General features: G+C 41.7%; 12 protein-coding genes and 1 other annotated feature. Of the genes, 1 reads left to right on the top strand and 11 read right to left on the bottom strand.

Features of this window, described 5'->3' with window-relative positions; translation table 11 throughout:
• Nucleotides 1-707: 707 nt before the first annotated feature.
• From OCV61_RS06445 to aroD, 7 genes are all read right to left on the bottom strand, one after another.
• Nucleotides 708-1013 carry a hypothetical protein gene (locus OCV61_RS06445; protein WP_158421118.1) on the bottom strand — a complete coding sequence of 102 codons (306 nt, stop codon included), beginning with the start codon at nucleotides 1011-1013 and terminating at the stop codon, nucleotides 708-710.
• Between the two features lie 41 nt (nucleotides 1014-1054).
• Nucleotides 1055-1486 (bottom strand): ACT domain-containing protein, encoded by a 432-nt coding sequence (locus OCV61_RS06440; RefSeq protein WP_158421117.1) that lies wholly within the window; start codon nucleotides 1484-1486, stop codon nucleotides 1055-1057.
• Nucleotides 1487-1589: 103 nt separating this feature from the next.
• Complete coding sequence (locus tag OCV61_RS06435; protein ID WP_158421116.1) at nucleotides 1590-2897, bottom strand: phenylacetate--CoA ligase family protein; 1308 nt, start codon at nucleotides 2895-2897, stop codon at nucleotides 1590-1592.
• Between the two features lie 201 nt (nucleotides 2898-3098).
• Nucleotides 3099-3530: a hypothetical protein gene (locus tag OCV61_RS06430; protein ID WP_158421115.1), complete on the bottom strand. Its 432-nt coding sequence runs from the start codon at nucleotides 3528-3530 to the stop codon at nucleotides 3099-3101.
• A gap of 142 nt (nucleotides 3531-3672) precedes the next feature.
• Complete coding sequence (gene sigE / locus OCV61_RS06425; RefSeq protein ID WP_262582716.1) at nucleotides 3673-4326, bottom strand: RNA polymerase sporulation sigma factor SigE; 654 nt, start codon at nucleotides 4324-4326, stop codon at nucleotides 3673-3675.
• Between the two features lie 90 nt (nucleotides 4327-4416).
• Nucleotides 4417-5256 (bottom strand): sigma-E processing peptidase SpoIIGA, encoded by an 840-nt coding sequence (locus OCV61_RS06420; RefSeq protein ID WP_158421113.1) that lies wholly within the window; start codon nucleotides 5254-5256, stop codon nucleotides 4417-4419.
• A gap of 208 nt (nucleotides 5257-5464) precedes the next feature.
• Entirely contained in the window at nucleotides 5465-6244 is a 780-nt protein-coding gene (gene aroD / locus OCV61_RS06415; RefSeq protein ID WP_158421112.1) for a type I 3-dehydroquinate dehydratase, read from the bottom strand.
• Nucleotides 6245-6321: 77 nt separating this feature from the next.
• Between aroD and OCV61_RS06410 the strand changes: the two genes are divergently transcribed.
• A complete protein-coding gene (locus OCV61_RS06410; RefSeq protein WP_158421111.1) occupies nucleotides 6322-7191 on the top strand; it encodes a shikimate dehydrogenase in 870 nt (289 codons plus the stop codon).
• A gap of 100 nt (nucleotides 7192-7291) precedes the next feature.
• Here the strand turns inward: OCV61_RS06410 and thrS are convergent, their stop codons facing one another.
• From thrS to OCV61_RS06390, 4 genes are all read right to left on the bottom strand, one after another.
• Nucleotides 7292-9226: a threonine--tRNA ligase gene (thrS, locus tag OCV61_RS06405; RefSeq protein ID WP_158421110.1), complete on the bottom strand. Its 1935-nt coding sequence runs from the start codon at nucleotides 9224-9226 to the stop codon at nucleotides 7292-7294.
• A 100-nt stretch (nucleotides 9227-9326) separates the two neighbouring features.
• Nucleotides 9327-9548 (bottom strand) — a binding site (T-box leader).
• Between the two features lie 51 nt (nucleotides 9549-9599).
• Complete coding sequence (locus OCV61_RS06400) at nucleotides 9600-10346, bottom strand: YdcF family protein (RefSeq protein ID WP_158421109.1); 747 nt, start codon at nucleotides 10344-10346, stop codon at nucleotides 9600-9602.
• 12 nt (nucleotides 10347-10358) lie between these two features.
• A complete protein-coding gene (locus tag OCV61_RS06395; RefSeq protein ID WP_158421108.1) occupies nucleotides 10359-10874 on the bottom strand; it encodes an SEC-C metal-binding domain-containing protein in 516 nt (171 codons plus the stop codon).
• 324 nt (nucleotides 10875-11198) lie between these two features.
• Nucleotides 11199-12002: an HAD family hydrolase gene (locus tag OCV61_RS06390; RefSeq protein ID WP_158421107.1), complete on the bottom strand. Its 804-nt coding sequence runs from the start codon at nucleotides 12000-12002 to the stop codon at nucleotides 11199-11201.
• Nucleotides 12003-12004 lie beyond the last annotated feature (2 nt).

The following is a 12004-nucleotide window of genomic DNA, read 5'->3' as shown; positions in this document are numbered from 1 at the left end:
ATTTGTCAACATTAATTTTGTATTTTCTGAAAACTTGTTAATTTTTCAGTTGTTCAGAAACATTTCCTTGCGACAGCTTGTTTACTTTACCACACCCAAAAGCATTCGTCAAGCACTTTTTTTAAAAAAATAAATTTTTTAAGTCAATCGGATATTCCAGGTCCGCTTCGCTACTTGTTCATAACCGAATAACTGTTTCGCAGTTTATCAGAAGGAGCTTACACTCCTCCTGATACAAGCAAGTCCCCACCCATTTCTTATTGCTTTTCGCAACCAACCCAGGGAACTCACTTGATTCGGTTAAATTCAAATTCAAGAATGCCTCGGCATTCTTGCTGCGAGGTGCGCGTCATGCAATTGCATGACATACTTCTCCTGCGCACCCCTGCAGTCCTGCCGAAGGCTATATCAGCTGGGGGATTAACTCCCAGCTGATATTCTTCAGATAACACTTCAAATTATTTTTTCAAATGTTTTTTACTCTTTTCCCCAAAATGTTGAGAATAAAACGGACAAATCCACTTCAAGCTCCGTAAATTTCTTATTCTTTGAAAAACTCAGGGCGTTTGAAGTGCTGGATACATTTAAAAGATCTTTTCATCTCTTTCAGGTATTTTCCCTACTGCTGATTATCTTATTTATAATCTTGTTTGCCAATCCGTTTTTCTTTTTATCCAACAATTTAATTTATCTGATAACTTCTATGATTACTTCTCTGCTGCCTTTTCAGCTTCCTGAAGACTTGCCATCAGCAATTCATAAAAATCATCTTCACCTTCAAGCTTGGGAGAATTCTCCCCACCGCCATTTGTACTGCGGCGCATCTCTGCATAAAAATCTTCTCCTGCAGAAATAAGATCCATCTCATAGAGCTCATAGCCAAAGCTTCTACATAAGCAGCAAAATACAGTCAATGGATCCTTCTCACTGCGTGTGGCAAGAAGATGTTTTCTCAGTTCTCTGTCACGTAGTGCATCTTTCTGCAGTCGATCCAATATATCCAATGTTGTCATACTTACTCCTCCCTCACACGCATTTTCGATCACCTTGCTTTTTATAACTCCGTCAATTCTTCCTGCTCAACCTGACGGATACCTTCTTTTTGCAGTACTTCAATTGCTTTTGCAACATCTTCTACACGAAGGATCATGCAGGCAGTTCCCTTTTTCGGGGTGGTAAATGCATACATGTATTCAATATTCACTCCAGAATCGCCTAAAGTCTTAATCACATGGGAAAGTCCGCCTGGTTCATCTGGAATCACAGCTGCAACTACCTTGGTCATAGAAAATACATATCCTGCATCTTTTAAAATCGTAGATGCATTGTATACATCATCTACAATAACACGGGCAATTCCGAAATCTGCTGCCTCTGCCAGAGACAACGCACGCATATCAATCTTATTATCAGATAAAACATCTGTAAACTCAGCCAGCTTCCCCGGCTTATTTTCAAGAAAAACGGAAATCTGCTTTACTGTCATAAATCTTCTGCTCCTTTCACTTTTTAATAAGAGTCAAGCGGATATTCCAGGTCCGCTTCACTGCTTGCCCATAACCGAATAACTGCTCAAAAAATCCCACAGCTTACTGCTGATACAGATTACGTTTATCAATCACACGCACTGCTTTTCCTTCACTTCTAGTAATGGTTTTAGGATTTACCAGCTTCACTTTCGCATAAATACCCAGCATAGCCTTTAACGCATCTACCAGTTCTTTTTCCTTTGCAGCTACAGCACTCAGACTGTCAGAGAACATTTCCGCAGTCATCTCTACCTGTATTTCAATTGTATCGCTATGATTTACCCTATCAACAATGATCTGATAGTTTGCTGGGTATCCTTTGTTCATAAGTACAGTCTCTATCTGGGACGGGAATACATTCACGCCCTTTACGATCAGCATATCATCACTTCTGCCTAATGGTTTTGTCATTTTAACATGAGTTCTTCCACAGGAACACTTTTCTCTGCTAAGGATACCAATATCCCTTGTACGGTATCTCATCAAAGGGAAGGCTTCTTTTGAAATACAAGTAAAGACAAGTTCCCCTTTCTCTCCGTCAGGAAGAACCTCTCCTGTTTTGGGATTGATGATCTCAGGAATAAAATGATCCTCATTTACATGCATCCCGGACTGTGCTGAACATTCAAATGCTACTCCAGGTCCTGAAATCTCAGTTAGTCCATATATATCGTAGGCTTTGATTCCAAGCTTGTCCTCAATATCCCTGCGCATCTCCTCAGTCCAGGCTTCTGCTCCAAAAATACCCGCCTTCAGCTTGATCTGGTCCCGTACGCCCCGCTCGCAAATACACTCTGCCAAATAAGCAGCATAAGAAGGGGTACAACACAGAATCGTGGATCCCAGGTCTGTCATAAACTGAATCTGCCGGTCTGTGTTCCCGGAAGACATAGGTAATGTAAGGCAGCCTACTTTATGTGAACCTCCATTAAGACCAGCACCGCCTGTAAACAGTCCATAGCCATAACTTACATGGCAAACATCTTCCTTTGTACCGCCAACTGCAACAATAGCCCTTGCACAACAGTCTTCCCAAAGATCAATATCATGCTGTGTATAAAAAGCAACTACCCGTCTGCCGGTGGTTCCGCTGGTTGACTGGATCCTGACACAGTCTGATAGTGGTCTGGCCAGCAAACCATAAGGATAAACTTCCCTTAGATCGTCCTTTGTAACAAAAGGAAGCTTATGAAGATCATCTACTGATTGGATATCTCCTGGCTCTACTCCCTGTTCTTCCATTTTCTTTCTATACATAGGAACGTGCTCCCACACATTCTGTACCTGCTTCACAAGCCGTTTGCTTTGTAATTCCCGAATCTGATCCAGGGAAGCGCACTCAATCTCCGGTTGATAATATCTTTCCATTATCTGACATGTTCCTTTCTTTTGTTTTTCTGATAATTTCTGTATTTAGCTTTCTTTTTCATTTAACTTTCTTTTATTTTATCTTTTAACATCATCAAATTCATAGTAATACTATATCACATCACAGTTTCAACGTAAACAAAAAAGTCCGGAAACATTCCAGACTTTTTATCCTAGGATTTTTTCGTTTTAATTAAATTTTTAAAGATATTTCTTCAGTCGTTCTATATTTTTTTCTTCAAAATCCTTCAGGTCCTCCATTAATTTCCGAATTTCCTTATCTGCATCATTCTCATACTGATGCAGTTTCTGCAAAGCTTCAGTAATGCCCATACTGCTTCCCTGTATCATCATTTTTGCAATATGAGAAACCGACTGATCTGTTAAGGTCTGCATGTTGATCATCAAATACGTTCTCATTTTTTCAAAGGAATTTAACCCTTTTTCATCAAATCCATTCTCATGAAGCTTTTCTCTTGCCTTTTCATGAAATCTCATATAATCTTTCTGTTGCTCCTTTAATACCTCCCGAAATGATTCATCTTCTGTTAGATCCAGAATCCTGTCTATGGATTCTACGCCCATCTGCGAATTCTGGTATACATAATTCAGTAATTCTGCGTTTTCATTCATTGTTCTTTCTCCTCTCTTTTGTGATATTATCCCCATATTCAGAGACTTTATGCATTTCACATATCATAGTTCTTTCACACATCAAAAGCATGATCCCCGGAATAAGTCTTTTCCCAAAACCATGCTTCTGAATCTTACCTCTTTATTCGTACTTGACGATTTCTTTTCTCAGCCTTTTCATAATACGTTTTTCCAGCCTGGAAATATAGGACTGGGAAATACCCAAAAGATCTGCCACTTCTTTCTGTGTTTTCTCCCGTCCATCCGTCTTTCCAATTCCAAAACGTAATTTGATAATCGTCTGCTCCCTTGGTGAAAGTTTTGCAATAGCTTTCCCCAGTAATGTAATCTCCACCTCATCCTCCAGACGTCTGGATATCACATCTTCATCTGTTCCCAGAATATCTGACAGCAACAGCTCATTTCCGTCCCAGTCTACGTTCAAAGGCTCATCAATGGAAACCTCCATTCTGATTTTACTATTCCTGCGAAGATACATCAGAATTTCATTTTCTATACACCTGGATGCATATGTTGCAAGCTTGATCTTTTTCACAGGATTAAAGGTATTAATTGCCTTGATCAACCCTATGGTTCCTATAGAGATCAGATCCTCTACCCCTACCCCTGTATTATCAAACTTCTTTGCAATATAAACAACCAGCCTAAGATTATGCTCAATAAGAAGAGCCTTGGCTTCTTTTTCCCGTTCTGTTCCCAAACACTCCAACACATCATTTTCCTGCTCCGGCGTAAGGGGTGGTGGCAATATATCATTGCCTCCAATATAATAAATTTCCCTGGGTCTTGTGAATACGAACCTGGAAAAAGCTGAAACGGATAATAACTTACATCTGCTGCTCTGTTCATAGATATTCCCCTCCTGTTACAACAATTTAGCATTCAAAAGCACCTGGCACTCTTTTCCCAAAGCAGAGGGTTCCTCTGGTAATACCAACACCGGGCTTTCAATATGAACCACTTCTTTGGGAGTGTGAATGATCAGATCTTCCAGTGTCACTGCCAGAAGCATCCTTTCTCCTCCTACACTCCTGCAGATCAGAAAATGAGGATGCAGCCCTGCAAGTTCCGTACTTTCAATCTCCCCTGGGTTCTCTTTTAAATGTGTTACTTTTTCTGCCAGCGATCCAGGCAGTAAACCTGCCAGAAATTCCGGTGTTACAACAGAAACCGGTTTTCCACTGATTGGATCTGTCAGCAGATTCCCTGTGTCATATAATCCATAAGATGACTGTACTTTTCCCTGATAAGACAGGGCAACCGGATAAAGATTCCTCTTTTTCACATCCACAACCTGTGAAATATAAGCCAGGAACATAAAGCAAAAATAAGTGACCGCCGAAAAAAGAAGAAAAATCAAAAATCCTTTCTTTCTTCCCCGCATAAGCATATCCCACAATCCTCCTGCAAGAAACGCAGCAAGATACAGCGACAAAATTGCTTTTGCCAGAATTCCTTTCTGCTTTAATCCATACGCCAAAAAGGTCATGCAACAGGCACATCCACCGTGAAGCAAAATACTTACAGTCAGAATCCCATCCATATGTACATAAAGAATCAGGCAGGAAAACAGGGCACCAATCATTGCCCCGGCAAAGGTTCTCTTCTGGCTTTTGCAGCAGGACAGATATGCGCCGACTGCCTGCAGAAGAATATAGTCCATTAAGAGATTTGTTACAAAGACTACATCTATGTATATCTTCATACATAAAAACCCCCTATGACCTGTCAATCCTTCACTTTGGTGAGCGAATTCATTATAAGGTGATAGGGGGTGCGGATTTTGTCAAAACAACCACCAGGATCTTTAGAATTTCTCGTGACATTTCGATATGTTTCGACTTTTTATCCTTCTACTTTATCCTTCTACTTTATCCTTCTACTTTATTCTTCATTTTTCCTGTCAGTTCTGATCACTTGGTTTCTTGCCGCCTGTTTTCCTGATGAAGCGTCTCCATCATTACACGAAGCTCCTGGATAGGGAACTGCCCTGGCGCTGATGCAGCTCCTACTGTAGCAAAAGTAAGGCAGGAACCAAAATTTTCTCCTGCGATCCTGCTAATGGAGCCTATACTTCCCATAGACATGGAAATCAATGGTTTGCTGGTACATGTGCACATTTCCTTTGTTGCCTGCATAATTGCAGCAACATCCTCAAAGTTCTTTGGCATCACAGCAATTTTTAAGATGTCGGCACCGGTTTCATCCATTCTTTTAAATCTTTGAACCAACGCTTCTTTTTCTTCCGTTTTTTCAAAATCATGACTGGATGCAATTACCCTGCAGTCTTCTTTTTGGAGCTGTAAGATCAGGGACTTCTTCTCCTCCTCTTCTCCAAATACTTCTACATCCACAAAATCAGCTTTTTTTGTTCTGGCTGCGACCAGATTGATCCTTACATACTCCTCTGTGGATAATTCTGCGTTTCCGCCTTCTTTTTTTGTACGAATAGTAAATATCAACGGAATACCATCCAAAATCCTGATCAATTCTTCCAATGTGTCCCTTAAATCATCCTCATTACAAAGATTGCAGTAAAAATCTGCTCTCCACTCCACCAGCTCTGCTCCTGCCGTCTTTGCATTCACAGCTTGTGTATATATTTCCTCTGATTTACTTTCTGTGAGAGGAACACATATCTTGGGCATTCCCTCTCCCAGTATAATGTTTTTTACCTGAATGGGTTTTGTCATTTCTTGACATCTCCTTTTCACTGAAATAAAATAAAAGCAACACGATGATCACACTGATCTGTAAATGGAGGTATATTATGATTCCAATCACTGGCCATACAAAACTTACTGCTCTTCTTGGAAGCCCGGTTGCACACAGTATTTCACCATCCATGCATAATGAAGCCTTTCGTCTGTTAGGGCTTGATTACGTATATCTTTGCTTTGATGTAGGAGAAGAGGGTCTTCCTGCTGCTGTACAGGGACTGAAAACCTGTGGTATCCGCGGTTTTAATCTGACAATGCCAAACAAAAACAAAGCAGTAGAGCTTATGGACGAACTATCTCCTGCTGCTTCTTTGATCGGTGCCATTAATACAGTTGTAAATGATAATGGCAGACTGATCGGTTATAATACAGATGGTATGGGATATATGCGTGCAGTACAGGACGCCGGCTATGACCTTATCGGGAAGACGCTTACCATAATGGGTGCTGGTGGAGCTGCCACTGCTATTTGTGCACAGGCAGCACTGGACGGAGTAAAGGATATACACATTTTCGCCAGGAAAACCAGCCGTTTCTGGGATCGCACCCGCAGGCTTGTGGATAACATCAACCATAATCTGCCCTGCAATGCTTATCTTCACGAAAACCAGGATCAGCAGGCTCTTAAAAATGCCATTTCAAAAAGCTACCTGCTTTTAAATGCCACATCCCTTGGTATGGCTCCAAATACAGAGAATGCTATCATCACAGATACCTCCATATACCATAAAGATCTGATCGTTTCTGATGTGATCTATAATCCCAGAGAAACCCGTTTTCTGCAGGAAGCAAAGCTTGCTGGCTGTCATACTTTTAACGGCATGTATATGCTTCTGTATCAGGGTGCAGAAGCCTTCCGTCTGTGGACTGGCCAGGATATGCCAGTTGAACAGATCAAAGCGGCTTTCTTCTCAAAATAAAGCTTATAAACCTTCATTTTACAAAAGGACTGTATCGCAGGTTTTTCCCGGATTGCAGTCCTTTCATAATTTCTTTTACTGTTTTATTTCTTTTGCTGGTTTATTTCTTTTCTTCCTGCACTTCAACCTTACGGTTTGCTCGTGTTCTGATCTCCTCTTTAATATCAGAGACAAATACGCTCAGGTCTTTAGCTCCTTCATCACCAAGGAAACGGCTTCTTACAGAAACCTTGCCTTCTTCCTCTTCCTTTGCACCTACAACAAGCATGTACGGAATCTTCTGAAGTCTCGCCTCACGGATCTTGTAACCGATCTTCTCTGCACGGGTATCGATTTCTGCACGGATACCATTTTCCTTCAGGTCATCAAGTACTTTTCCTGCATAATCCATATATTTGTCAGAAATAGGAAGTACCTTTACCTGTACTGGTGAAAGCCATGTAGGGAATGCACCAGCAAAATGCTCAATCAGGATACCGATGAAACGCTCAATAGAACCAAATACAACACGATGGATCATGATCGGACGATGCTTCTCTCCATCAGCTCCGATATATTCGCAGTTAAATCTCATTGGCAGCTGGAAGTCAAGCTGGATCGTACCACACTGCCATGTTCTTCCAATAGAATCTTCCAGATGGAAATCAATCTTAGGACCATAGAATGCTCCGTCTCCTTCATTTACAGAATAGGACAGACCCAAATCATCCAAAGCACCCTGAAGTGCTGTAGTCGCCATATCCCAATCTTCGTCACTTCCCATGGAATCCTCAGGCCGTGTGGAAAGTTCTACATGATATTTAAATCCAAACAGCTGGTATACTTCATCGATCAGCTTTGCAACGCCTTTGATCTCGTCACGGATCTGCTCAGGCATCATAAAGATATGGGCATCATCCTGTGTAAAGCAACGTACACGCATCAGGCCATGAAGCTGACCGGATTTCTCATGACGATGGACAAGACCAAGCTCACCCATACGCAGTGGCAGATCCCGGTAAGAACGTGGTTCTGACTGATATACAAGGATGCCGCCAGGACAGTTCATTGGTTTGATGGCGTAATCCTGCTCATCGATCACTGTTGTATACATATTCTCTTTATAATGATCCCAGTGTCCGGATGTTTCCCACAGATGACGGTTCAAGATAATAGGTGTGGAAATCTCCACATATCCAGCCTTCTGATGGATCTCTCTCCAGTAATCCAGAAGTGTATTCTTCAGAACCATACCCTTTGGAAGGAAGAATGGGAAGCCAGGTCCTTCATCACTCATCATAAACAGACCAAGCTCTTTACCAAGCTTTCTGTGGTCACGTTTCTTTGCTTCTTCCATACGGTTCAGGTATTCTTCCAGCTCTGCTTTCTTGGTATAAGCAGTACCATAGATCCTGGTAAGCATCTTATTCTTCTCGCTGCCTCTCCAGTATGCACCAGCAAGACTGGTAAGCTTAAATGCTTTGACAGGTTTTGTGCTCATCAGATGGGGACCTGCGCACAAATCTACAAACTCACCCTGCTGATAAAAGCTGATCTCGGCACCTTCTGGCAGATCCTGGATCAATTCTACCTTGTAAGGCTCATTTTTTTCCTCAAAATAAGCAATTGCTTCTTCTCTTGGCTTTGTAAAGCGTGTAATAGGCAGTGCTTCTTTTACCACCTTTTTCATCTCAGCTTCGATCTTTGCAAGATCATTTGTCTGGATTGGTGTCTCACTGTCAATATCATAATAAAATCCCTCTGCAATAGAAGGTCCGATCGCCAGCTTCACATCCGGATACAGTCTTTTCAGTGCCTGAGCCAGGATATGGGATGCTGTATGACGAAATGCAGCTTTTCCGCCTTCATCCTCAAATGTAAGAATGCTGAGCTCACAGTCTTTATCAATAACTGTTCTAAGATCGACAACCTCTCCGTCCAGTTCTCCTGCACAGGCAACTCTGGCAAGTCCTTCACTGATGTCGGAAGCAATCTCAATAACAGACTTTGGTTCGGAATATTCTTTTTTAGATCCATCTTTTAATGTGACAACCATGTTCTTTCTCCTTTTCACTTATTAATGTGAGGGTTCCCAACGGATGCGTCTCTTTTTTTATGAAATTATACAAAAAAATCCCTTACAATGCATATGCACTGTAAGGGACGAATAAACATTCGCGGTTCCACCCTGCTTGCCAGATCATACTATCTGCTGATACTATCGTATAAAATGGCCACTTATTTGATGATAACGGAATCACCGGACTGTATTAAAGTCACTCGGAGGTGGTCTTCAACTACTTTACGATAAGACAATCACACCTATATGTCTCTCTCTGAATCGTTCTGCAGCCTACTCTTCTCTTCATCGTTTTTCCTTATTACGCACTCATTATATATGCGGAAATTCTGTTTGTCAATGGGCTGACTCAGATATTCCCGGATATTTTTTCTTTTATTAGGGCTGCTGTCTCCCGTATCACATAATGTACCTGCATGATCAGATCCGACTTTGCTCCGATACCGCATAAATCCTGATATCCTAACTTTCTTGCAAGACACAGTGCACGATAAATATGAAAATTATTGGACAAGATCCCGCAATTCCCATGACTGCATCCAGTCAACTGATCAGAAAAAACGAGATTCTCCCTGGTACTTACAGACCGTTCCTCGAGGATCATCTGCCCTTTTCCTATCCCATGTACTAGCAGATACTCTGCCATACACTTTGCTTCTGTGATATCTTCACCAGGTCCCTGCCCGCCGGACAAGATCAGGACAGTATCAGGATTCTCCCTGGCATAAGCCCTGGCCGCTTCCAGACGCATCTTCAATGCCTTTGATGGCTTCTGCCCTCTCACCTGCGCCCCAAGAACAACTACATACTCAAGTCCCGGTTTTCCTTTTGCCTGCATCCCGTGGATCACACAGATCAACAGAAATGTAAATAAGCAAATACCTGCTGCCAGCAGCACATAACCTGCCATACTGATCCAGTCAGGAAGCTGCAGTTCATATCGTTCCATGTGTCGTCTGACCAGACACCATCCCCACAAAAGAACAGTTCCTGCAGGCCAGATCCAGGCAAAATCTGCCGTAATACCTGCATGGATAATAATTACTATATAATAGGTCAGGCAAAGAATACCTGCCGAAAAAATGAATACGTTCATCAAAAAACCGTTTTATTTATTTCTGCCACAGCAATATTTATATTTCTTGCCGCTTCCGCAAGGACATGGATCATTACGGCCTACTTTATGTGGCTTGATCACAGTTCCTGACTTCTTCTGCTCCAAATAAAGTTCTTTTCTCTTCTCAGGAGTAAAGATCTTATCCCACTGAGGCAGTTCATACAGCCAGTCTGCTTTTGCATCTACCATATTCTTATACAGAAGTTCTTTGTCAAAGCACAGACTTACAGTTGTATTCTCATCCATAGTCTCAATAGGATTCTTCACCTTCAGGCTGTCATTAATACCATCCAGGAAACCTACCATGGTAAGTACTTCCTGTCCATATTTCTCAGCAAGCTCTTTTACTGTGCCGGTAACAACCTCATCCGGATTCTCTAAAAGCTGCTCATAAATACCTTTTTCAATGTTAAAATAATTTGCCCAGAATCTCTGGAGTTTATTGCGGTCTGCCTGCTGATCATAGGCAATCCCACGCCACTGCTCTAAAATGGTCTTGTCGCTCATTTCTTGGTTCCTCTTTTCAAATAAGATTCATTTTTCATTTCCTTAGGTCCTGCATCTGCAGACCGGATTTCATCTATTATAACATCTTTTAAATCATTACGCAATTCTTTTAGCAGATTACGCGTTTTTTTCCATGTATAAAATCAATTCTATATGCCTATACTATGATTGTTCATTGAACCCCTTCAATGACGTCATTACAAATGATAAAGCAAAAGTAACTGTTCAGCAGGCAGGCTTCTGCCGGTACCAAACAGTTACTGTAACTTATATCCTCCCCTGGAAAATGCGGAATGCGGTACAGATAAGGACTGCTTTCCGCATTTATTTTATGCCCAGCTTCTCCAGCTCGGCCACTGCCTGCTTAAAATCATGAAACTGGATGGCATGGATGCCAAGCTGTCTGGCCGCCTCACAATTCTCAGCCCTGTCATCCAGAAATACACTTTCTTCTGCTTTCAGCCCGTATCTGCCCAGCAGGGTTTCATAAATATCCTTTTCCGGTTTCAGCTGCTGCACTTCGCAGGAAAAAATGATCCCATCCATATTTTTCAGGAAAGTAAGATCCTTTCTTGTTTGTTTTAATGCATAATCACAGTAATTGGAAAGCACATACAGACGATACCCTTTGCTTCTCAGGTACTTTGTCCAGGTATCTGCATAATCCCGCACCTTAATAGTTTTACCGGAACCTTCCAGAACCTTCCTTACATCCTGTGCATATTCCGGTAATGCTCTTTCAAAAGCCTTTACGTAAGTTTCCTCATCATAAAGGCCGCGATCTCTCTCATTCCACTGCTGGCTGAGAAATACCTTTTCACCGATCAGCTTATTCTCTTCCTCTGGAAAGCCAAAAGACTTAAGATACCCCTGCCAGTCAAAGTCAACCAGAACCAGTCCTACATCAAAAATCACATTTTTCATTTTACCCTCTGCACTCCCTTTTCTTTTATCCAGCAGCCTGTACATCATCCAAAACAGATATCCAAGAATAGGCACAAGAATGGCTACTCCCCAGGAAGCCCTGAACAGATTGCTGTCTGTCATTGCAAAAAACATTGGCATACAGGCTGCCAGCAGAAGAACCACTATTCCTAAAATCGCAGCTGCCTTTTTTAAATTTTTCATAA

It is taken from the genome of Blautia ammoniilytica, from assembly GCF_025566965.1.
Lineage (GTDB): Bacteria > Bacillota > Clostridia > Lachnospirales > Lachnospiraceae > Blautia_A > Blautia_A ammoniilytica.
This window is presented reverse-complemented; position numbering and strand designations above follow the sequence as displayed.